This is a genomic window from Thiocapsa sp. UBA6158, from assembly GCF_002423035.1.
In the GTDB taxonomy this organism is placed as follows: Bacteria; Pseudomonadota; Gammaproteobacteria; order Chromatiales; family Chromatiaceae; genus Thiocapsa.
On record NZ_DIUM01000087.1, the window covers coordinates 881 to 24,404 of the forward strand.

The window sequence follows — 23,524 nt, forward strand, 5'->3', positions numbered from 1 at the left end:
CCGATCAGCACCGGATTGTTCTTGGTCCGGCGTTGCAGGACCTGGATGGTGCGTCGGATCTCGTCGTCGCGCCCGATGACCGGATCGAGCTTGCCCTGCTCGGCGCGCTCGGTCATGTCGATGGTGAACTTCTCGAGCGCCTGACGCTGCTCTTCGGCGTTGGGGTCGTTCACGTTTTGGCCGCCGCGCACCCCTTCGATGGCCTTCTCGATCGCGCCCTTGCTCGCGCCCGCCTCGCGCATGGCGGAGCCCAGGGCCCCGCGGTCCTCCAGCGCGGCCAACACGAAGAGCTCCGAGGAGATGTACTGATCGTTGCGCTGCTGGGCGAGCTTGTCGGTCTGATTCAGGAGTCTGTTCAGATCGTTGCCGACATGGACATCGCCGCCCGCGCCCTCCACGGTCGGCAGCCGGTCGAGCTGATCGCTCAACGCCGAACGCAACCGATTCACGTTGACGTCGGCGCGCGTCAACAAATGACGCACCGAGCCGCCTTCCTGATCCAGCAAGGCGATCATCAGATGCAGCGGCTCGATGAACTGGTGATCCCGTCCCACGGCCAGGCTCTGCGCATCCGCCAGGGCCATCTGAAACTTCGCGGTCAGCTTGTCCATTCTCACGGTGAATGACTCCTGAGTTTTTATAAGGTCATTGCGGAGGTGGGGAATCGGCCGGGGGCAATCAAGCGGGGGCGGCTTGCGGACGCTGGCCTCCTGCCTCCTGCCTCCTGTCTCCTGCCTCCTGCCGCCAGCTTTCAGCTATCAGCCGTCAGCCGTCAGCCGTCAGCCGTCAGCTTGAGGATGCCGGCATTCCCTAAGTCTGATCAAGCCGGAAACCGCGACCGAACCGAAACTGACAACGGAAAGCCGGAAGCCGAGGCATGAAAGCCAAGGGCTGACAGCTGACGGCTGAAAGCTGGCGGCAGGCGGCTGGAGGCTGGAGGCCAACGCCCCGCCGCTGTATCATCGCTGCGTGAACCTCCGAGACCTCAAATACATCCTTGCCGTCGCCGAGACACGCCACTTCGGGCGTGCCGCGGAGCGTTGCTTCGTGAGTCAGCCGACCTTGAGCGGGCAGATCAAGAAGCTCGAGGACGAGCTCGACGTGGTCATCTTCGAGCGGACCAACCGCTCGGTCGAGGTCACACCGGTCGGCGAGGCCATCCTCGGGCACGCGCGGCTCGCCTTGGAGCAGGCCGAGGCGATCGAGCAGGTCGCTCGCGCTCACCAAGACCCGCTCGCCGGCCCGCTGCGTATCGGGGCCATCCCGACCCTCAGCCCGTACCTGATCCCGCAGGTTCTGGTGCCCCTGAAACGCGCCTACCCGAATCTGAAGCTGATCCTGTCCGAGGAGATCACGGATCTGCTCCTCGGCCGCCTCGTGCGGCATGAGATCGACGCCGCGCTGCTCGCCACGCCGATCGAGGATACCGATCTGGACACGATGCCGCTGTTCGACGAGCCCTTCTGGCTCGCCCATCCGCGCAACGATCCTCTATACGAGAAGGACGAGATCACGGCGAAGGACCTGGAAGAGGTCGACCTTCTTCTGCTGGCCGACGGGCACTGCCTGACCCATCAAGTCATGGAGGTCTGTCGTCTCGCCGAGCGGCCGACGAAAGGCGAGATGGCGGATCTGCGCGCCGCGAGCCTGGAGACACTGCTGCAACTCGTCGGCGCCGGCTTCGGCTGCACCTTGGTCCCGGCGCTGGCGATCCGCGGGGCCTGGATGACCGACAGCGGCATCATCGCACGCCCGCTGGGCAATCTCCCGGATGCGTTCCGCCGCATCTCGCTGGTCTACCGGCGCAGCTTTCCCAGACGTGCGGCGCTACAGGCCTTCGCCGACGTCATCCGCCAGCACCTCCCCAACACTGTCAGACGCCTAGACTGATCCCGTTCAGGGCATCAACCTGGATCCGGCAGTTGAGCGCTTCGTGCCGCTCGACACGGCGTACTTTCACCGGCATTACAGACGAATTCGTTGCCGTTCGGTGCCGGAGTGCATTGCAAACCCCGACGCTGCTCGCACCTTGGGCGCACAGCAGTGTCCAGAAATTCGTTGCGGAAACGACCCATGAGTGTTGCTATGCCGACAAAACTGCCCACATGCGCTACACTCCAAGTGGGGTCAACGACAAATCGCATGATTTGGCTTGTTGCAGAATGGCAACAGAATCCGTGTAGGCAAGGGCTTCGGCGGGATGGCAAGGTATATGCTTTGGTCAAATCAAGTGGACATCGTCCGCCTTCCGACCCATCGTCAGGGGATACGCATCATGAGCACACAACGATCACTGGCCTTTTGGGAGCTCTGTCGTCAAGGACTTCCGCTGCTCGCGGATGCCGCAAACGACTGCTGGGAGCACGGCAACCGGTTCGAGCTGCGCAACGACATCGCGGTCACGCGATCGCTGAAGGTCCTCATCGACCGGTGCAACTGGGAAATCGAGCGCATGGCCCGCGCGGCCTGAATCAAAAGCGAACCCGCGGGAGCCACCGATTCTGTCGGCGCAAGGACGCGTCGCCTGATCGGCCGGTTCCGATCGGAAAGGATGGCAGGTTGTCGGCGTGGCGTGCTTGTGCCCGATCGCCGGATCAGGCGCGCAGATCCTGCCTGAGTTGCGCCGGCGCGGCCGAAGCAATCACGCCCGGAACCAAGGCTCAAGGGGCTCGCAATGGGTGAGCTGGAAGGTTACCTGATCGTCGAGACACGTACCGATCGACCGGGTCTCGTGCGCGTGTTCGGTGCACAGCAGGCACCATCCCCCGCGGAGATCGAGACAACCGACCCGTCCCGACCGCGTCTCTGTTATGCGGCCTTCTTCCCTGCACTCCATGTCGCCCGAATGCACGCTCAAACGGCGCTTCGGCACAGCATGGTCGATGCCGAGACCGGTCTCTATCGAACCGATCCAGTCACCGCAACAGCCGCCGTGGATGCGATCGATTTGATCCATCGACGCCTCTACATCGCGCCCGAGATCGAATCCGATCCGCGCCTCTTCGCCCAGATCGAGAAACGATGCAAACGCCGTCGCTTGGCGAACCGCATCTGGATGGCTGTCGGGGTCCTGGCGATCATCCTCCTCGTCCTCTTTGCCCAGATCCCGGTCTTCTGAGTCCAAGCCGATGCGCATCGTCGAAGTCATCGCAGATCGCAAGCACGCCAAAACGCTCTCGGGCATGGCGAAGTTCTATGGCGCCGAGGATTTCTGGTGGGGCGGCGACGCAGAGGACGGGCGCTGCAGCATCCGGATGCTGGTCTCCGACGATCACCGGCAAGCACTGATCGACTCGCTGCAGGATCTGTTCACGGCCAGCGACAACGCGCGCATCGTCATTCAGTCCATCGACGCGGTCTTGACCCATGAGGGACAGGACGACAAGGACCTCGAGAAGGATAAGGCCGAGGCCGTCGCGGCCACACGCGAGGAGCTCTACAGCCAGATCGCGAAGGGCGCCCAGCTCGACAGCAATTTTCTGGTGTTGACGGTCCTCTCGACCCTGGTGGCCGCCATCGGTCTGATCGAAAACAATGTTGCCGTCGTGATCGGCGCGATGGTCATCGCACCCCTGCTCGGACCCAATATCGCACTCGCGTTCGCCACCTCGCTCGGCGACAAGGAGCTCACCTGGCGTGCCTTCAAGACAAACTTCGCCGGGATCAGCCTGTCCCTTCTGATCGCCGTCGTGATCGCTCTGGTCCTGCCGCTCGGGCTCGACAGCCCCGAGATCCTCTCCCGCACGGATGTCGATCTCGGCGGCGTGGTCTTGGGACTGGCCTCGGGTGCCGCGGCGGTCCTCTCGCTGACGACCGGTTTGTCCTCCACCCTGGTCGGCGTCATGGTCGCCGTCGCCCTGCTCCCGCCGACCGCAACCATGGGGATGATGTTGGGCGCGGGACGCTGGGAAGAGGCGCTCGGCGCCTTTCTGCTGCTGATCGTCAACATCGTCTGCGTGCTCTTGTCTGCAAAGGTCGTCTTCCTGCTCAAAGGGGTACGACCGCGCTCCTGGACCGATCGCAACCGGGCCAAACAGTCCAACGCCATCTATCTCTCGCTTTGGGCGATCCTGCTCGCACTGCTGATCGGAGTCATCCTGATCCGCACCGCCGGTTGGCACCTACCCTGGTAGTGCTCAATCGTCGCTGAGAGGCGCGAACAAGAGATCCAGATCGGCCGGGCTCAAGACGCCGGACGCCGCCCCGCCGCCGGCCAACATGGCGTCTGCAAGGGCTTGTTTGCGGGCTTGCAGGTCCGCGACCCGTTGCTCGACAGTCCCCTCGGTCAAGAGCTTGTAGACGAACACCGGTTTGTCTTGACCGATGCGGTGTGCGCGGTCGGTCGCCTGACGCTCGGCCGCGGGGTTCCACCAAGGGTCGTAGTGGATCACGGTGTCCGCCGCAGTGAGATTCAGACCGGTGCCGCCGGCCTTGAGGCTGATCAGAAACAGTGGCACCTCCTCGGCCTGGAAGCGATCGACCGGACGATCCCGGTTGCGGGTGCGCCCGGTCAGCTTCACGAAGTCCTGATCCTCGCGCAGTCCGCGCTTCATCAGCTCCGCCTCGATCAGGGCCAACATGCTCGTGAACTGAGAGAAGAGCAACACGCGCCGCCCCTCCTCGAGCAGCTCGGGCAGCAGGGTCATCAGCAGATCCAGCTTGGCGGAGCCCTTGACCCGACGCGCACTCTCGAGCGACACCAGACGCGGATCGCAGCATACCTGGCGCAGCTTGAGCAGTGCATCCAGGATGATGATCCCGCTGCGCGCAAGACCCTTGCGCGCCACCTCCTCGCGCACCTTCTCATGCAGCGCCAGACGCAGTGTCTCGTAGAGATCGCGCTGATCATCCGCGAGCGGGACCTCGCGGATGATCTCGCTCTTGGGCGGCAGCTCGGCGGCGACCGTTTCCTTGGTGCGACGCAACAGGAAGGGCGCGACCCGCCGACGCAGCTCGTCCTGACGCACATCGTCGCCGTGACGCTCGATGGGGACTCGAAACAGCCGCCGAAAGCGGCGCTCGTCGCCGAGCAGCTCGGGCATCAGGAAATCGAGCAGCGACCACAACTCGCCGAGGTGGTTCTCCATCGGCGTGCCGGTCAGGCAGACCCGATGGCGTGCGTTCAAACCACGGGCTGCCTGCGCGGCCTTGCTGCGCGGATTCTTGATGTTCTGGGCCTCGTCCAGGATGAGTAGATGGAAATTCTGCTCCGCGAGTGCATCCAGATCACGCGGCAGCAGCGGGTAGCTCGTCAGCACCAGGTCGTGATCGGGGATCGACGCGAACCGCGTGTGGCGCGTCGAGCCGTGCAGAGACAGAACACGCAGCGCCGGGGCGAACCGCTCGGCCTCGCGGCGCCAGTTGAAGAGGAGACTCGTCGGCGCGATCACCAAGCTGGGGCGATCGGCCCGACCGCTCTCCTTCTCGACCAGGAGATGCGCCAGGGTCTGCACCGTCTTGCCGAGACCCATGTCGTCGGCGAGGACACCGCCAAGCCCGTATTCGCGTAAAAACTGTAGCCAATCGAGCCCTTGGCGCTGATAGGGCCGAAGCTCGACGCTCAGCCCGACGGGCGGCGCGATCGTCTCCAGCCCTTGGAAATCACGCAGCCTCCGACCCCATTCGCGCACCGCATCCCCGCCCCGCCAGCGCAGCGCCGGGGCCGCCGCCTCCAGCTCGGCGAGCTGCGCGGCATGGACACGCGACAGACGCAAGCGGCCCTTGCTCCCATGGGATCCCAGCGGACCCTCGGGGTCGTACAGCTCGATCAAGGTCGAGAGGATCGGCCGCAGACGCGCCACCGGCATCAGGATCAGCCGCCCGTCGGGCAGACGCAGCTGCAGGCGCGTCTGCGCGTCCATCGTGGCGAGCGTCCGTGTGGAGAGGTCCACCTGATAGCGCCCGATGAGCTCCACCAGCAGCGGGAGCAGGTCGACGCGCTGCCCGTCGACCTCCACACCCAGTCCCAGATCGAGCCAGTTGCCGCCCTCGCCCTCGGCGACGTCCATCTCCCAATCGCCGATCTCGGCGATCCGAAAGTGGAAGCCCTCGCCGATCTCGATCCGCCAGCCCTGCGCCGCGAGATCGGGCAGTGCATCCTGCATGAAGTCGAGCCAGGTCTCGGGGTCGGCGCGCTCGAACCAGAGGCCATCGGCATCCGAGGCCTCAGCGGCGCGACGAAAGCCCGATGCCTCGAGCACGCCGATCGCCGTCCGTTCGGCTTCGGGCTGACGCTCCACCTCGACGAGCACCCCCTGCTCGACGCGGCGCAACACCGGGGCACGGTCGCGCGGATCCACCGAGGTGCCGCCATATTCGAAGTCGAGTGCCGCGTGATGTGTCCACTCGGGCGGACGTTGGATGCCCCAGTAGCGACCCACGCTGCTTGCCGCCAGATCGATGCTACGCAGGCGCAGACGGGGAACCGGCATCTCCGAGGCGCTGCGACGTCGCTCGGGGCTCTTGGGGAGGTGAACCGAGCGCCCCTTGAAGCGCTCCCGCGCCGCCTTCTCCAACGCATCCACCGACTCGGGCGCGACCACCGGGGCCGCAGCCAAGACGCCGGCCTCCCGATCATCGAGACCGGTCTCGAGCGGACCGCAGTCGCCGGTGTCCGGATCCAAATACCAGGGCGGCGACATCGGCAGCAGCAAAAGCCCCGGACGGTCGGCCTCGAGGATCACGCGCAACCGGGCATCGTCTCCGAGACGCCACTCCAGCCGCCCCGCGAGCGGACCCGCGTCGCGCAGGACCGGGCCATCGATCGTGCGCAGATGACCGCGCCCGGTGCGCGTGATCGCGGCCATGACGTCCGCACCGGTCAAGGTATCCAGATAGGCGACGCCCGGGTCGCCACCGCCCCGCGCGACCGCGAGCAAGCCCATGATGCGTTGATCTTCCGGACCAATGAAGCTTGCCTTGGAGTGACCGAGGATATTGAAATCCTGAGTTTTACCATAGCCGCCGGCGAGCAGCTGGCGCGCCTTCGCCGCACGCACACCCGTGCGCCTGACCCCGAGGTGCTCCTCCGGGTCGATGAAATAGAGGATCCGATGGGGTTCTTCGGCCGGAACGCCCGTCGCACGCTCGATCTGATCGAGCCAGCTCTTTAATTGAAACGGCAGCGCGAGTGCCTGGGCCGGCACGATCGCGCTCGTGGTTCGGGTACCCAACGACAACAACACCGCCGCAACGTGCTTGCAGTTGTATCCCACCGGACAGGAGCAGTGTCCGACTACCGTCAAGGCACCGTCGGCCCCCTCGCCGATCTGCACGAGGCACTGATAGATGCGTCCGCCCGAGCCTCGCACCCGCCCCGTCACCAGCCCGCGCTCGGCATCATGATCCGCGCTCAACACGCGTCGGTCTTGGAGATAGCGCCTGCCACGTTCCAGGTAGGTCGGGGGGATCGCGTGTTTCAAGGTTTCGGGATCGAGCAGCAACGGAACGGAAGGCATCGCGTGTCTTGAGGGTTACAACGAGAAAGGCGCGAGACTACAACCTCGGGGAAGACAACGGAAGGCACGGTACGCAGTCTCGATCGCCGATCACGGGCCGAGGTTGGCCGGGCATCGTGTCCTGACCGAGGTGCGCAACGCTCTGTATCGGCATCTGCAGGGGCTCGCGCTCTACGCCGCCCGCGCCTGCCGGACCTCGCCGCGATTCAGCGCGGATAGGACTGCACCCAGCGAGGCGGCCACCGTGTCGCGATCGATGGCCGCGCCGGCGATCCGCTGCGATCCGAGTTCCAGCTGAACATAGGCGATGGCCTCGGCGTCCGTGCCCTCGCCGATCGCATGCTCCTGATAATCCAGGATACGCACCGGCTGACCGGTCCAACGCGACCAGGCATCGACGAAGGCCGCCATCGCGCCCTGCCCTTCACCGTTCAGCCGCTGCTCGCCGTCCGGTCCCGCGATGCGGGCCTCGATCACATCGTGACCGTTACGATCGAGCCGATAGCCGAGCAGCCGGACCGGGGCTTGATCGACGACGAAATGGTCCATGAAGATGCGGTGAATACTGGCGGCATCCATCTCCCCGCCACGCCGCTCGCTCTGCGCTTGGACCAAGCGCGCCAGCTCGACCTGTATCCAGCGCGGCAGCGTGAGCCCGAAGTCGCGCTCCATGACGAAGGCGACGCCGCCCTTCCCGGACTGGCTGTTGACCCGAATGACCGCCTGATAGCTGCGACCCAGGTCGCGCGGGTCGATCGGCAGATAGGCGACCTGCCAGGGCTCCTCTGGATCCTGGCGCATCAGACTCTTGCGGATCGCATCCTGATGACTGCCCGAGAAGGCGGTATAGACCAGCTCGCCCACCCAAGGGTGGCGCGGGTGCAGCGCCGTGCCGGTGCATTCCTCAACCACCCGGACGATCTCCTCCGGGTCGCTGAGGTCCAGACCCGGATCGATGCCCTGGCTGTAGAGGTTCATCGCCAGGGTCACGATGTCCAGGTTGCCGGTGCGCTCGCCGTTGCCGAGCAGGGTCCCCTCGACCCGGTCCGCACCCGCCAAGAGGGCCAGCTCCGCTGCAGCTGCAGCACCGCCGCGATCGTTGTGGGTATGCACCGACAGGACGATCGTCTCGCGCCGCGAGATGTGGGTCGCGAAATACTCGACCTGGTCGGCGAAGACATTCGGACTCGCGACCTCGACCGTCGCGGGCAGATTCATGATGCAAGGCTGTTGCGGGGTCGGCTGCCAGACGTCCAGCACCGCCTCGCAGACCTCCACGGCATAGTCCGGCTCGGTGGCCGTGAAGCTCTCGGGCGAATACTGGAAGGTCCAGCGTGTTGCGGGCCGCCGTTGCGCCTCGCGCAAGACCCACTCGGCACCCTGACGGGCGATCGCCTTCACGCCGTTCCGGTCCTGACCGAAGACCCATTCACGCTGGATGGGCGAGGTTGAGTTGTAGAGATGGACGATCGCGCGCGGTGCACCATCCAGTGCATCGAAGGTACGGCGGATCAGATCCTCGCGTGCCTGGACCAAGACCTGGACAGTCACGTCCTCGGGGATCTTGTCCTCCTCGATCAACCAGCGCACGAAGTCGAAGTCCGGCTGGCTCGCGGCCGGGAAACCGATCTCGATCTCCTTGAATCCCATCTTGACCAGCAACGCCCAAAGACGACGTTTCTGGGCAACACCCATCGGCTCCAAGAGCGCCTGGTTGCCGTCGCGCAGATCCACACTCGCCCAGATCGGAGCCTGCTCGACGACACGGCTCGGCCAGCGGCGATTCGGCAGGTCCACCACCGGACCGCGACGATATTTTCGGGGGTCAAAACGGGTCATGCTGTTCTCCGGAATCTTCAGTGCGCTGCAGCCAGCCATGAGCCGTCGGAAGAGTCGAGGCGTTCGACAAAACGCCGTCAGATCAAAGCTCATCGCCGGTAGCCGATAGCTCGGAGCTATCCGCGATAGATGATCGTTCACGCCCGCGCCGAGTAAACGGCGGGGCGGAACCGGTTTGCCGCGCCCCGATAGGGGACTTGGCCGCTCCCGTCCCGGTCAGGATTCGGAGCCTGATGGGCAGGTGCCTCGTGAGCCATTGCCCGGGTCGCGGCTGGTTGGCCGACGGGGATAGAATAGGCTCGACAGGCACGCAGATGATTGCAAAGATACCTTTATAACGGATAATCCGAGCAAGGATCTGCTACTTTTTTAGTTTTATTCAGCAGATCAGTAATTCTCACCCCGGAAGACGTACCGGACGGAGCAACCCCGATGAAGCTGGACCGTTACGACCGCCGGATCCTCGAGGAGCTGCAACACGATGGACGCATCAGCAATCAGGAGCTGGCCGACCGCATCGGCCTGTCGCCCTCCCCCTGTCTGCGGCGCGTCCGAGCACTCGAAGACGCGGGCATCATCCGCGGCTATGCAGCCCTGCTCGATGCCAAGACGCTTGGGCTCAACCTCATGGCGCTCCTGAGCATCTCGATGGACAAACACACCCCGGAGCGTTTCGAGCGCTTCGACACTGCCGTCGCGGCGATCCCCGAGGTGCAGGAATGTCTCTTGATCACCGGACGCGACGCCGACTACCAGCTCAAGGTCGTCGTACGAGACATGGATGCCTACCAGGACCTGCTGCTCAACAAGATCACGCGCATCGACGGGGTGACCGGGGTGCACTCGAGCTTCGTCCTGCGGCGCGTGGTCGAGCGCGCAAGCCTACCCCTGGATTGAGGCGGACCGACGCGAGGGCGTAGGGGCGATTTCAGGAAGCCGGTATCGAGGACGATTGATTCAGACCGTAAGGCACACCGAATGCCTGAATCTCCAGCGTCGTGATCGCAGCATCGGGTCAGCGCCCCGCCATCGCCTCCTCCGCCAGCCGGTGTCCGAGCTCGATCAGCTCGCGTGCGCGGTGAAATTCGTGCGCGGCGCTGGCGTCGCGTGGGACCTCGATCACCACGTCCGGGCGATAGGCGGCAAGCTTGACCGCCGCGATTGCGTTCTGCATGGTCTCGAAGGACCTCAGGGTGAGATCGAAGACGCCGAGCTGCTCATCGTCGCGCCCTCCCAAGGTCTCGCCGATCGCGTCGAAAAACTGCCGGATCCGTTCCTGATAGCCGAGATCCACCGGGGTCTCCTCGTGAGCCTTCGCCGCGACGGCGGAATCCTGAATCCGTTCGACGCCCGGCGCCGCCGAGGTCTCGGCATTGAGATTGACCGCCACGGTCAAGTCCGTGAAGTCCCGAAAGGTCGGGGCGATCGGCACCGGATTGAGCAGGCCGCCGTCGACCAGCGTCAAACCGCGATAGCGGTGAGGCGTGAAGACGCCCGGCACGGCGATCGAGGCACGGATGGCGTCGAAGAGCGGACCCTGCGAGATCCAAACCTCGCGCTGTCGGTCGATGTCCGTTGCAACGGCGGTGTAGCTGATCGGCAGGTCTTCGATCGCATGATCGCCGACCATCGATCGCAAGGTCTCGATGATGCGATCGCCCTTGAGCAGACCGGTCCCGCTGAAGGCGAAATCGACGAACCTCAGCACATCGCCGAGGTTCAGCGCGCAGACCCAACGCTTGTAGGCGTCGAGCTCGCCGGCGGCATAGATGCCACCGACCAAGGCACCCATCGAGGCACCGCTGATCGATGTGATGCGATAGCCACGCGCGGTCAAGGACTCGATGATGCCGATATGCGCGAGTCTGCGGGCTCCGCCGCTGCCGAGTGCCAATGAAATGGTTTCGCGTTCCCGCGGCTTCCTCATCAACCGCCACCCCTCTATCGAATCGAATCTGCCCGGCAAACAAGCCTATCGCAAAGGTGTCGGTCAAGCACGACACCTGATCGTCATGCCAAGCGCGTATCCTGTCGCGGCCGGACGGGGCACGAGGATCGGAAGCGGTCCATGACCCCGACGACCGAGATACCTTGGGAACGCCGATACCCGTGCGCAAGACATTTTGGCCCGAGTAAGGGTTCCACTCCCGGGCCCTCCCGCTCGCAAGGGGGGCGAACGGTTATCGACCCGACGACAACGAGAGCTTCGAAACCACCATGCCGAGCATCGATCGAGACTATTCCTGTTCAGCCGAGGCCCACGAGGCGTCGGATGATCGCCCCGTCAACTCCAGCGCCGCGGCCACGCTCGGCGACATCATCCAGACCCGCTTCAGCCGGCGCGACCTGTTGCGCGGTGCGCTTGCCGCGAGCGCGCTCGGCGCCCTCGCGGCCGGCCCCTTGGCGCTTCTTGCCGACACCGTGACGGAGCCGGAAGGCGAGCCCGAGGCCGCAAAGACCCGCTTCGATTTCGAGGAGATCGCCCACGGTGTCGACGCGACCCATCATGTGGCACCCGGCTATCGCGCCGAGATCCTGATCCGCTGGGGCGACCCCATTCTACCCGGCGCATCAGCCTTCGATCCCGATCGCCAAAGCGCCGCCGCACAGACCCGTCAGTTCGGCTACAACAACGACTATGTCGGCTATGTTCCCTTGCCGCTCGGCTCGGCAAACTCCGAGCACGGCTTGCTGTGCATCAATCACGAATACACCAACGCCGAGGTGATGTTCCGCGGCGCGAACGAGCCGACCCCCGAGCGCGTCGCGATCGAGATGGCCTGCAACGGCGGATCCATCCTCGAGATCCGACAGAATGCCGGGCGCTGGTCGGTGGTCCCCGACAGCCGGTACGCCCGCCGGATCACCGCGCTCGATACCGAGATGGCCCTCTCGGGACCGGCTGCCGGGCATGAGCGCATGAAGACCGCTGCCGACCCGAACGGAACCCGGGTGATCGGCACGCTCAACAACTGCGCCGGGGGCATCACACCATGGGGCACCTACCTGATGGCCGAGGAGAACTTTCACGGCTATTTCTCGGGCGATCTGGATCGGCATCCGGACGCCAGCGCGGCGGACGGCTTCGCCGATCATCCGGAAAGGCGCAACTACGCCCGCTACGGCGTCCCTGCCGGCCACTTCGCTTGGGGCCGATTCCACAAACGTTTCGACGTCAACGCGGAGCCGAACGAGGCCAACCGCTTCGGCTGGATTGTCGAAGTCGACCCGCTCGACCCGGCATCCATGCCGATCAAGCGCACCGCGCTCGGGCGGTTCAAGCACGAGGGCGCCGAGTCCATCGTCAACCCCGACGGCCGTCTGGTGCTCTACTCGGGCGACGATCAGCGCTTCGAGTATCTCTATCGATTCGTGACCGACGGTAAGGTCGACCCGAGCACTCGCGCGGCGAACCGCGACCTGTTGGACGCGGGCACGCTCTCCGTCGCACGCTTCGCGCCGGACGGCACGCTCCTCTGGCTCCCGCTCGTCTTCGGCCAAGCCGCTCTGACACCGGAGAACGGCTTTCACTCACAAGCCGATGTCCTCATCGAGACCCGTCGTGCCGCCGATCTGCTCGGGGCCACCCCGATGGACCGACCCGAGGACGTGCAACCCAACCCGCACAATGGCCGCGTCTATGTGATGCTCACCAACAACAAGGAACGAACCGCAGAGCAGGTCGACACGGCGAATCCACGCGCCGCCAATCTGTGGGGTCATCTTCTGGAGCTGATCCCGCCTGCCGGCGATCATGCCTCCGAGCGTTTCGACTGGGATGTCCTGGTCAAGGCCGGCAATCCGCGAGACCCGGCGACCGCCGCACTCTGGAACCCGGCGACCGGCGAGAACGGCTGGTTTGCCTGCCCGGACAACTGTGCACTGGACCATCAGGGTCGGCTCTGGGTCGCAACCGATCAGGGCACGGCCTGGCACGGCGCATCCGGCAGCGCCGACGGGCTTTGGGCACTCGAAACCGAAGGTGCCGCGCGCGGCACAGGTCGCATGTTCTTCCGGGTACCGGTCGGTGCGGAGCTCTGCGGACCCTGCTTCACCCCGGACGGGCGCACGCTCTTTTTGGCCGTGCAACACCCGGCGACCGACGGGACGCTCGACTATCCCGGCTTCGAGCGCCCCTCAACCTTCGAGGACCCCGCCACGCGTTGGCCGGACTTCGATCCGGCGATGCCGCCCCGCCCCTCGGTCGTGGTCGTCACCAAGGAGGATGGCGGACCGATCGGAGGCTGATCAGCCGTCAAGCAGGGGCATTCATTCAACGCGGCGCATGCAATCGGTCACTCAAAGGCGCCGAGAGGGGTTCAAGGTCCCCGATCGAGGTCATCGGGCAACTCGATCGGGCTCTCGACCCGGGGTTCAGGCTTGGGCACATCCATGCCGGTGTTGCCCAGGTCGTCCAACACCGCATCCACATCCGGCAAGAGATCGGCGAGCTCGACCCCGTAAACCTCCCAGATCGAGATGAAGAGCGAGGCGATCAGCGGCCCGATAAAGAGTCCGTTGAAGCCGAACATAAAGATGCCTCCGAGCGTGCTCAGAAAGATCATCAGCTCATGCATCTTGGTGTCGCGTCCCACCAGAATGGGTCGCAGGACGTTGTCGAGGCTGCCGACGACCAGGGCACAGAAGACAGCCAGCCCGATCGCGCTTCCCGCCTGCCCCTGCACGGCCAGTACGATACACGCCGGCACCCAGACGAGGGCCGAGCCGACCGCCGGGATGATCGACAAGACCACCATGACGGTGCCCCAAAAGACCGCGTTCTCGATCCCCGCGATGGCGAATGCGATCCCGGCCAGTCCGCCCTGCAGGAGACCGATCAGCAGCGTCCCCTTGAGCGTAGCACGGGTCACCGAGGTGAACTTCTGCAGCATCACCCGTTCGTCGGCGCTCTTCAGCGGCAGGTAATAGAGGATCTTGTTGACGAGCTTTTGTCCGTCGATCTGCAGGAAATACATGCTGTAGAGCATCACGAACGCCATGAAGAAAAAGTTCAGGGTCCCCATCGTGAGCGACGAAAGACCCCCGACGATGAACTTGCTGGCGATCGTGGCGGCCTCGCCGGCACGTTCGATCAAGATCGAGCGCAGGGGCAGCAGATCCTCATAGAAGGGCAAACGGCGCATACCCTCGAGGAAGGCATCCGGATCGGCGAGGCGCTCCTTGAGCCAGGGCACGAAGGTCTGGGTGACATCGAGCGCCTGCGCCACCACCACCGCGATCAGCAACGCCAGCGGGATCAAGACGACCACGGACACCACCAAGAGGGTCGTGAGCGACGCCAGGCTCGAACTGCCCCGCAGACGCGGCTGCAGCCAGAGGAACAAGGGCCGTGCCATCGCACTGAAGAGTCCGGCGAGAAAGAGCGCCATCAGAAACTGTTGGATCATCGCGAGAAAGAGCGCGGAGATCCCGAGCGCCATCAGGATAACCACCCATTTATTGACAAGATCTTGATTCATAAAACCCACTTATCCATTTGAAAGTCAGATTGCGATGCACCTGACCTGATCAGGGAGTCCCGACACTGCGCAAAGGCCCGAACCTGGCTTCGAGCTGTGCGGCCGGCCTCCGGATCCATGACGCCAGATGAGCCTGACCGGTCTCCTCGAGCCGACGGCACCCCTCACCCGGCAACAGGAGCGGGATCGCCCACGGAGGACGGAACACCAGTGCGTTCATGGGCGTCGCCCAGTCGTCGATGATCGCCATCCAGGGCCATTGCAACGCGTAGGGTTCCTCGGGGCCGAACGCCAGGCAGCTCATCTCGGTGCTGGCCACGGCATTCATCAGTGCGTGCGTCGCCGTCCACCAGGCAGCGGACTTTGCGGTCCCGATCAATGCGACGCTCAGTGCAGCGACGAGCACCAATCGCCCGAGGCGACGGATGCCGGGAACATCCGCGAGTGCCGACGGCCGCCCGGCGATCCCGACCGCGAGCCCCATCATGAGCAACGCAACCGGCAGGATCAGCCCCGCCTTGAGCTTGATTCCCTCTCCGAGGAGGAAATCAAGCGCGACCGCGACACCCACGACCGGCAGCAGCAGAAAGGCCGGCCACAACAGTCGGCGCTCGACCACCGCGCGACCCCGCCACCATCGGGGGACAAGGCTCAGCGCCACCAGAATCCCCGACACCGCGACCACCGCCAGCAAGAGACTTTGCGACAGGGTGTCGGGCAGGATGTAGCGGGCCGCCGCATCGGGCTCGGCCAGCGAGCGTTCGTAGCCTGTGGCGCCGATCAGGGTCGAGATGACGCGCAAGAGCGCCGAGACCGCAAAGGCCGCGGCAAGACCGTTCCATGCGCGGGTCCAGGTGCGATCGATTGCGCGACGGGAACCGGCGCTCAAGCGTGCGACGAGACTCAGAAACCCCGCCAGCACGAAGCCCAGCGGATGCAGAAGAAGCAGCAAGGGTGCCAGTACGGCGCCGTAGGTCAAGGTCAGACGCCGATTCGGCTCGAGCGCCGCGAGGAGGACGAACGGCCAGACGAGGTACAGGCCGAGCAGCAGCTCCGAGACAGCGGAGAAGTTGATCTGGTTGGCCACCAGAAAGAGCAGCGGCAGCAGAATCAACTCGGGTCGGCGCCCGCGCACCAGGAGCCAGCACACCAGCAAGGACGCCACGGGAAGACCGACATAGGTGAACGAAAAGAGGTGACGCAAGAGCCCGACATCGTCGGTCAGTCGGGTCGCGGCCAGGGCCGGGAGCTGCGGAAGGATGGCGCCGAGTCGAAGATTCGGAAGGACCGGAGCGCCGTCGAGCGCGATCTTGAAGAAGTAATAGGCGCCGTCGCCGAAGAGCGGCAGACCCACCAGCGCGATCGGCACAGAAGCCAGTACGACGAGTGCGAGACCGAGCTGAAGTGCCCGTCGCTCCGAGAGGGTGCACCGGCACGCGCCGGAGAGCTCGCACGCACCTGTGCTTGCGGCGGTAGAGGCTTCGGCTTTCGGCATGGGACCGGGTCGACTCCGATAGGAGGATCGCGAAGGCGGGCGGGACGGACGACGCGACTATCGTACCGTGAGTCGATGATCGTTTGGCGGAACAAACGAAGGATAGAGATCGGGCAAGGGCGGCGGCAAAGACGGCAGCAGCACCGGCGGAGTCGCCCCCCATTGAGGCGGCGTCTCCAAGAGCGGTGGATCGGTGAAACCGCGCGGGTCTCGAGGGTCGCGCGGCGGGCGCCTCGGATCGGGCGCGCTCCGCGGAGTCTCGGTCGGACGGAATCGATAGGGTGTCTCCCCCCAATCGGACATGAAGTCCTGCGGGAGTCGATCGTCGCGACGAAAGACGGGGTCGCCGAGACCGCGATCCTGCATGCCGAAACCATTCGCCGATCGGGCGTCGGGTACATCGGCCCGACCGCCGAAACGGCGAAGCTCGGGCTCTTCGAGCGGACGGAAGCGATAGCCGTCGATCACGGATCCTCCGTCGCGCGACGCCCCGTACCCAAACGACCGCTCGTCCCGCCACCCCGGCGGCAAGGTCGGCACAGCCGGTTCGGCGAAGGCTCGCGCGCGATCCGGCTGTCGAATCGGCCCCGGGGTGGCGGGACGAGCGGTCGTTTCGGCAACGGGTTCCGGGCCTCTGCCCGGAACGCCCAAGATCAGGAGGATCACTGCAGTCGCGACGAAGATCGCGAAGAAGATCGCCCCGACGATGACGACGAGATCGAATCGTTGATTCATCACTGAACAGCTGCCTCCCGATCAGCACGAACGCCGCGGCCGCGAGATACGCAATCGCGCTGCCTTCCCAAAAAGCGACGCACCGACCGCAGCTCCGACGCGGGGCTTCGCCGTTCGTCACCTTAGAAATAGGCCGTCGATGCGCAATACGCAAGCACTTCCGATGTTTGATTCAGGGCATAATGGGCGCGTCCGCACCGAAGCCATCGACCGGAGTCCGCATGCCCCTATTGAAGCTCGGCATCCCGAAGGGAAGCTTGGAAGAGGCCACCCTCGAGCTGTTCGCCCAAGCCGGCTGGAACATCACGGCGCACGCGCGCAACTACTACCCCGATATCGACGACCCGGATATACGCTGCGCCCTGATTCGCGCCCAGGAGATGGCCCCCTATGTGGAGCGCGGCGCGCTGGATCTGGGGCTGACCGGCCTGGATTGGATCCTGGAATCCCAAGCCGAGGTCGAGCAGATCTGCACCCTTACCTACTCCAAGGTCTCCAACCGCCCGAGCCGTTGGGTCTTGGTGGTGCCGCAGGACTCGCCGATCCAGCGTGTCGAGGACCTGGCCGGGAAGAAGATCGCCACCGAGCTGGTCGGCTTCACCAAGCGCTATCTCGCCGAGCGCGGGATCCAAGCGGCCGTCGAGTTCTCCTGGGGTGCGACCGAGGCCAAGGTGGTCGAAGGGCTAGTCGACGCCGTGGTGGAGATCACCGAGACGGGCAGCACCATTCGCGCCCACGGACTGCGCATCGTCGAGGATCTGCTGATCACCGAGACGCGGCTGATTGCCAACCCGCAAGCCATGCAGGATCCCGAACGGCGAGCCAAGATCGAGCAGATCGCCTTGATGCTCCAAGCGGCGCTGCGGGCTCGCCACAAGGTCGCGCTCAAGTGCAACGTCCCGGCCGAGTGCCTGGACGCCGTGGTCGCGCTGCTGCCGAGTCTCCACGCCCCGACGGTCAGCCATCTCTATGACCGCCAATGGCTGGCACTCGAAACCATCGTCGATGCCGCCTCGGTGCGAGACCTCGTCCCGAAGCTCAGCGCGGCCGGTGCGCAGGGAATCCTCGAGTACAGGCTGAACAAGATGGTCTGATGCGTGGACCCTTCCCGAGCAAGTGACCATTCGGCGTAGGCGAGATCCCTCTGACCGGCGGCGTCTCGCGGGCTATGTCTCGCACGACCCGTCAATGTCGATGCGCACGCGGTTGCGGCCGGCCGCCTTTGCAGCATAGAGCGCTGAATCGGCGCGAGCGAGGAGATTGCTTGCGAGCTCGAGGCCGAAACCCCGGTGCGCGCCCGCGATGCTGTCGTCGTTCAGCGCCGTCTCCTGCTGCATGGATGGGATGGTACTGGCTACCCCGATACTCACGGTCAGGTATGACGCGGTGTTGGATCGCTCATGAGGGATGCGCCGCGCGCGGACCGCCGCGCAGAGCTTTTCGGCGAGGGCTGCGGCTTGCTCCGGCGGCGTGGCGGGCAGCAGGATCGCAAATTCTTCGCCACCGAAACGCGCGACGAGGTCACCTGCGCGGGCTGCCGTATCCACGAAGATGGCCGCGACCTCGCGCAAACACTCGTCCCCCTTGAGATGTCCGTAATAGTCGTTGTATGCCTTGAAATGATCGATATCGATCATGAGCACGGAGATGCGCTCTTCGCGGCTGAAGGCATCTTGCCATGTTCGAACGAGCTGCTCGTCGAGCGCGCGCCGATTGGCTAAACCGGTGAGGGGGTCGCGACGTCCGAGATCGCGCAGCAAGTCGCTTTGCGCCTTGAGCCTGAGGTGTGTCTTGATGCGAGCCCGTACCACGGGCGGATTGATCGGTTTGCTGATGAAATCAAGGGCACCGAGCGCGAGCGCTTTCACCTCCTTTGCTGCATCGCTTTCCGCGGTGACAAAGATCACTGAAGTCTCCGGATATCGGCTCTGGATCGCTCGACAGGTCTCGAAACCGTCGAGATTCGGCATATTGGCGTCCAGGAGCACCAGGTCCACCCGGCTCTGAGCCAAGCGCTGCAGGGCATCGTACCCACCGGTCGCGAAGCGCAATTCGCCGAGGCCGTCCAAGGCCCTGTGAAGGACCGAAATCGCCAAGAGATCGTCATCGACGATGAGGATACGCGGCTCCGAGCGCATCGCCGGCGGCCGATCCGCGACCTGCAATCGGCGTGATCTCATCGAGTATGGCTCCAGGATCGACAACGCCTCCGCGAAGGAGCAGACGCGTATCGCTCGGCGCAGCGCCGCCATGACCGTGTCGCCCAAGGCTGAAGCCAGTTCTTGCTGATGCGATTCGAAGAGGTGCAGTGCGCCGAGATCTTGATCCTTGAGTGCGCGCCGGAGTCGACTCAGCGCGTTGTCGATGAGGTCCATCGAGACCTTGGGTGCGGGTAAAGCTTCAGGGGGTTCGGTCCTCCGCCAGGGGATACTCGCCTCGATCAACCCGTCAATTCGAACCGCCAATGCATCGAGGCGTGCATCGAGATCCGATTCTCCGTTGCGGATGGCGGATTCAAGCGCGGCAGCCGAGCGCATCAGGCCCATTGCGCCCAATTGATCCGAGCTTGCGCGTAGGGTGTGCATGCGTCGTGCGGCGTCGTCGCGCTCACCGCGAGCCAGATCCTGCCTGGTCAGGGAGATGAGGTCACGATGTTGCTCGGCGAAGGTCTCCAGCAGGCTCAGGAATAACCCCCGATCAGAATGGGTCCCCGAGACGGCGCGGAGCGTATCGATCCCGGCGATGGTCGGGAAATCGCCGACTTCATCTCGAGCCATACGCTGCCGGCTGGCTGTTCGTGTGTTCTCGATCGATGATTCGCCACCGGTTTCGATTCGGTCGTCCGTCTGCGATCCTGCGTCGCCGGGGGTCCAACGCATGAGGCAGCGCGTGAACTGCTCGAGGTCGATCGGTTTGGGTAAGACCTCGTTGACCCCGGCGGCCCGGGCAGCCGCTTGCTCCTCGGCCATGACCCCCGCGGTGACGGCGATGATGGGGAGCTCGTGCAAATGCAGATCCTCACGGATCAGACGTGTCGCCGTCAGTCCATCCATGACCGGCATCTGAACGTCCATCAGGATGGCATCGATGTCACTGGAACCGTCCTCAAGCCACTCGATCGCTTGTTGGCCATCGTCGAGAAGGGTCGCCCTCGCGCCCTCGATCCGCAACATCCGTTTGATCAACAACCGATTCATCGCGCTGTCGTCGACCACGAGGTAGTGACGACCGCTCAGCCGCGGCCTCCGCGGTTGATCCGAGGCATCGGCCGCGCGAGACTCGGTGCGCTCTGCCGCGCCACGGGCGAGCGGAAGCTCGAACCAGAAATAACTGCCGTGCTGGATCTGGCTGTCCGCGCCGATCGTGCCGCCCATCAGATCGACCAACAATTTACTGATGGCGAGACCTAGGCCGGTCCCACCGAATCGGCGTGTGATCCCCGTGTCGGCCTGCGTAAAGGGCGCGAAGAGTCCGGCGAGGGCCTCGGGGGCAATACCGATGCCCGTGTCTCGGATCTCGAAGCGAAGTCTGACCCGACCATCGTCATCCGGCCCATGCTGGACCAGGATGCTCACCGAGCCCTGCTCGGTGAACTTGATCGCATTGCCCACCAAGTTGCTGAGGATTTGCTCGATCCGCAGAGCATCGCCGATCAGCATGTCCTCGAGTAAGGGCGACACCTGGATGCGCAGTTCGATCCCTTTCTGCCGTGCGATCGCGTGATGGAGAGCGTCGATCTTCGACAGGAGCGTGCTCAAATCGAATGGACGTTGCTCGATGGCGAGTTGTCCGGCCTCGATCTTGGATAGATCCAAAATGTCATTGACGACACGCAGCAATGAGTCGCCGGCCTCTTTGATCCGTCCGACGAGATCGTGCTGGGGGTCGGTCAGCGACTCGTAGCCAAGCAGTTGAGCCGAGCCGAGCACCGCATTGAGCGGCGTGCGAATCTCGTGGCTCATGTTGGCCAAAAAGGCACTCTTGGTCCGCTCGAGTCGTTCTGCCTTCTGCTTTGCCTGGAGCAGCGCCAGCTCTGTTTGATGGCGTTGCGTGATGTCGACGAAGGTGCCGATGACGACGTCATCGAGCGGGAGCGCACTCATCTCGACCCTGCGTCGGCTGCCGTCCCGGCAGGTGATCTCCCAATCGATCGGCTTGACGAGAGACTCCTCGGCGATCGCCGTGTCGAGATTTCGCTCCAGCCGGCCGAAAACCTCCGCGCGGTGGACCGGATCCGGACTGGTCAGCTCAGACAAGGTTCGAAGGGTCGGAATCTCCGAGATCCGATAACCGAAGACGGTGGTAAAGGCGTGGTTGACGATCGTCAGCGAGGCATCTCCGGCAAGGCGTGCGACGATGACCGGAATCGGCAGGTTCTCGAGCACCCTGCGGAGCTCGGCCTCTTTTGCGGCCAAGCTCTGTTCGGCGAGCTTGCGCTCCGTAATGTCGGTCAGAACGCCTTCCCAAACCGTCGACCCATCATTGCGTGTTCGAGGGATGGATTCGGCGGTGATCCAACGCACCTTCCCATCGACAACCACACGGGTTTCCCCGTAAAAGGGTCGCTTCTTGCTGAACGCCTCGACATTGAGCTGAACCCAGGCATCGAAATCATCGGGATGAACACAGGCAAAGCCCTTGAGCGGGTCTTGCCGAGCCTCCTCGCGGTCGAGCCCCGTGAGCTCGAGAAAACGCGCACTCATGAACGAAAAATGCGCCAGCCCGCCATCGGGAGGCTGGACCATGGTGTAGGTTCCAACCGGGATGTTCTCGGTGAGGTCATAGGCCGTCCTTTCCAGTGACTCGCGCGCGGCGCGCAGATTCTCCGCGGATTGCTTGCGTTCCGTAATGTCGTCGAACGTGACCAGGAGCTCATCGTCGAGGACGACGGCTTTGATCAGCACGTCGCGGGCGCACCCATCCTTGCATCTGACCGCGATCTCCATGGACTCGATTTGTCCAGCGGTCTCGATCGCACGCTCGAGGGCTGCATCCCAGACGGAAAAGACCTCGCGTCGATAGGCGTCGTCGGGATAAGCGAGCAGCGCCCAGTGGGTCACCGTCGGGATGTCATCCAGGGTATAGCCGAATTGGCGAACAAACTGTTCGTTGATGAAGGCCAGCGTGCGTTCCGCATCCAGTTTGTGAATCGCAATCGCGATCGGCAGACCGTCAATCAGACGCTGCAATTTCGACGAAGGTACGAGCCCATCGCCCTCGGGCCGATCGAGATCGGTCAGAGTGTCAACCATCCAATACGTGCAACTCGATCAGTCGGAGTTTGATGAAGATCACCACAACGTCACTTCATAGAAGACAGACAACCTATCCAATGTCTCGACACTCGACTCCTGTCCGCGCCCATGACGCGTCGATTATCGGTTGCAAGTTAAGAATTGTAAAGCCCTCGACCCCATCTACAACCAATCATGCAGTGCGGAATCCTTCCCTACTTGGTCGAGATCGGCATCATCCGAGCGCGCGCTTCGTATGTGCTCGGCGATCTGCCGAAAGGCAGGATGCAGGATCGCGACATAGTGCACGGTGAGCGCAGGTCCCGAAGTCGGCAAGATCTCGCGTCCACCTGAATCCACGATCTTTTGCTTGATGCCGTTGAAGGGCGAGCCGCCGAGATACTTGTCGGAGTACATCCGAAGGATATCGGCATACCTGTGCGTTGCAACGGAGGAGAATGTCCGGCTGACATAGAAGAGCCCCTGCGATGAAAAATGGAGCTCGTCGCGAATTCGATAATCCTCGATCCGAAAGCGGTAAACGAGGATCGCTTCCGTCACGGGATTTGGCGAATGGATGGAATGTCCTGGTCGACCGAGGTGGTCCATGACCGTTTTTTTGGATTCACCGATATCCAGTTTGCGATGAATCAAGATCGTGCGGGTCGATGTCAAGGGCCGAAAACGGGAGGAAGATATCAACAGGGGCCAGTATGCAGACACACAATCATAGTGCTCTCGAACCCTGTCTTCATAGCGGATTCGAGCAAGGCTTCGCCGAACCATCGGTAAGAAATCGAGCATAGTTAAACCGAGATTAAAAAACAGATCCGACAGGGACGTTGCTCGATTCGCCGATGATTCAAGCCGACCGAGCGAGTGATGCCAAGGGGAGCACGACCTCCGTCTGGCGGCCGAGCATTTGTATGAGTAAACGTGCGCGATCCACGCCGTCGTAGGCCTCGAAGATGGCATCCAGACCATTAAAGACCCCCGCACTGACGCGAAGATCTTGCCCCGGCTAGAATACAGGCTGAACGGGCGCCGCGGCAAGGCGTTGCCGGATTCCCTCGATCAGCGTGTCGGGCACGGAAAGCGGCTCGTTCCCGAACGACACCAGTCGGCAGACACCGAAGGTCGAGCGCAGCGGGGACCAATCGTCGATCCAACGGCGCAGCCGAATGAACAGATAGTTCGTGAAGAGCGAGTCTTCGACAGCGTGGCGTTTTCCACGCCGAACGCGTTCGAGCAGAATCCTCGGGTGATAGACCACATAGCCTTGGC

17 protein-coding genes are annotated in these 23,524 nt (G+C 63.8%); 7 read left to right on the top strand and 10 right to left on the bottom strand.

Translation table 11 applies throughout. The features are described from left to right. The coding region (locus B4N44_RS12020; RefSeq protein ID WP_296701125.1) for a Clp protease N-terminal domain-containing protein at positions 1 to 617 on the bottom strand (617 nt) is incomplete at its 3' end. Between the two features lie 352 nt (positions 618 to 969). Here B4N44_RS12020 and B4N44_RS12025 point away from each other — a divergent pair. From B4N44_RS12025 to B4N44_RS12040, 4 genes are all read left to right on the top strand, one after another. Further along, positions 970 to 1,890 carry a LysR substrate-binding domain-containing protein gene (locus tag B4N44_RS12025; protein WP_296701093.1) on the top strand — a complete coding sequence of 307 codons (921 nt, stop codon included), beginning with the start codon at positions 970 to 972 and terminating at the stop codon, positions 1,888 to 1,890. Between the two features lie 385 nt (positions 1,891 to 2,275). Further along, positions 2,276 to 2,470 carry a hypothetical protein gene (locus B4N44_RS12030; RefSeq protein ID WP_296701095.1) on the top strand — a complete coding sequence of 65 codons (195 nt, stop codon included), beginning with the start codon at positions 2,276 to 2,278 and terminating at the stop codon, positions 2,468 to 2,470. A gap of 204 nt (positions 2,471 to 2,674) precedes the next feature. Continuing rightward, complete coding sequence (locus B4N44_RS12035) at positions 2,675 to 3,118, top strand: hypothetical protein (protein ID WP_296701097.1); 444 nt, start codon at positions 2,675 to 2,677, stop codon at positions 3,116 to 3,118. A gap of 10 nt (positions 3,119 to 3,128) precedes the next feature. Next, positions 3,129 to 4,133, top strand: a complete 1,005-nt coding sequence (locus B4N44_RS12040; protein ID WP_296701099.1) for a TIGR00341 family protein — start codon at positions 3,129 to 3,131, stop codon at positions 4,131 to 4,133. 3 nt (positions 4,134 to 4,136) lie between these two features. Here the strand turns inward: B4N44_RS12040 and B4N44_RS12045 are convergent, their stop codons facing one another. After that, positions 4,137 to 7,421, bottom strand: coding sequence for an SNF2-related protein (locus B4N44_RS12045; protein ID WP_296701101.1), 3,285 nt, complete (start codon positions 7,419 to 7,421; stop codon positions 4,137 to 4,139). A 207-nt stretch (positions 7,422 to 7,628) separates the two neighbouring features. Continuing rightward, on the bottom strand, positions 7,629 to 9,296 hold the full coding sequence (gene leuA / locus B4N44_RS12050; protein ID WP_296701103.1) for a 2-isopropylmalate synthase: 1,668 nt from the start codon (positions 9,294 to 9,296) through the stop codon (positions 7,629 to 7,631). A gap of 432 nt (positions 9,297 to 9,728) precedes the next feature. On the opposite strand from leuA, the gene B4N44_RS12055 reads away from it, so the two are divergent. Beyond that, complete coding sequence (locus tag B4N44_RS12055) at positions 9,729 to 10,193, top strand: Lrp/AsnC family transcriptional regulator (protein ID WP_296701104.1); 465 nt, start codon at positions 9,729 to 9,731, stop codon at positions 10,191 to 10,193. A gap of 118 nt (positions 10,194 to 10,311) precedes the next feature. On the opposite strand, the gene B4N44_RS12060 is transcribed toward B4N44_RS12055, so the two are convergent. Then, a complete protein-coding gene (locus tag B4N44_RS12060) occupies positions 10,312 to 11,223 on the bottom strand; it encodes a patatin-like phospholipase family protein (RefSeq protein WP_296701107.1) in 912 nt (303 codons plus the stop codon). 290 nt (positions 11,224 to 11,513) lie between these two features. Here B4N44_RS12060 and B4N44_RS12065 point away from each other — a divergent pair, with 290 nt between their 5' ends. Beyond that, the gene (locus B4N44_RS12065) at positions 11,514 to 13,544 is read left to right on the top strand and encodes a PhoX family protein (RefSeq protein WP_296701109.1); all 2,031 of its coding nucleotides are present in this window, start codon (positions 11,514 to 11,516) and stop codon (positions 13,542 to 13,544) included. Positions 13,545 to 13,615: 71 nt separating this feature from the next. On the opposite strand, the gene B4N44_RS12070 is transcribed toward B4N44_RS12065, so the two are convergent. The 3 genes from B4N44_RS12070 to B4N44_RS12080 are packed head-to-tail and all read right to left on the bottom strand — an operon-like array spanning position 13,616 to position 17,006. After that, positions 13,616 to 14,776: an AI-2E family transporter gene (locus tag B4N44_RS12070; RefSeq protein WP_296701111.1), complete on the bottom strand. Its 1,161-nt coding sequence runs from the start codon at positions 14,774 to 14,776 to the stop codon at positions 13,616 to 13,618. 49 nt (positions 14,777 to 14,825) lie between these two features. Further along, complete coding sequence (locus B4N44_RS12075; protein WP_296701113.1) at positions 14,826 to 16,271, bottom strand: hypothetical protein; 1,446 nt, start codon at positions 16,269 to 16,271, stop codon at positions 14,826 to 14,828. A gap of 57 nt (positions 16,272 to 16,328) precedes the next feature. Next, a complete protein-coding gene (locus B4N44_RS12080) occupies positions 16,329 to 17,006 on the bottom strand; it encodes a hypothetical protein (RefSeq protein WP_296701114.1) in 678 nt (225 codons plus the stop codon). Positions 17,007 to 17,227: 221 nt separating this feature from the next. On the opposite strand from B4N44_RS12080, the gene hisG reads away from it, so the two are divergent. Continuing rightward, the gene (gene hisG / locus B4N44_RS12085) at positions 17,228 to 18,100 is read left to right on the top strand and encodes an ATP phosphoribosyltransferase (RefSeq protein WP_296701117.1); all 873 of its coding nucleotides are present in this window, start codon (positions 17,228 to 17,230) and stop codon (positions 18,098 to 18,100) included. A 72-nt stretch (positions 18,101 to 18,172) separates the two neighbouring features. Here hisG and B4N44_RS12090 read toward each other — a convergent pair whose 3' ends face one another. The 3 genes from B4N44_RS12090 to B4N44_RS12100 all read right to left on the bottom strand — a co-directional run. Then, positions 18,173 to 22,258, bottom strand: a complete 4,086-nt coding sequence (locus tag B4N44_RS12090) for a response regulator (RefSeq protein WP_296701118.1) — start codon at positions 22,256 to 22,258, stop codon at positions 18,173 to 18,175. 165 nt (positions 22,259 to 22,423) lie between these two features. Continuing rightward, positions 22,424 to 23,044: a hypothetical protein gene (locus tag B4N44_RS12095; protein WP_296701120.1), complete on the bottom strand. Its 621-nt coding sequence runs from the start codon at positions 23,042 to 23,044 to the stop codon at positions 22,424 to 22,426. A 217-nt stretch (positions 23,045 to 23,261) separates the two neighbouring features. Next, positions 23,262 to 23,524: transcription termination/antitermination NusG family protein (locus tag B4N44_RS12100; protein WP_296701122.1), on the bottom strand; the 263-nt coding region annotated here is incomplete at its 5' end.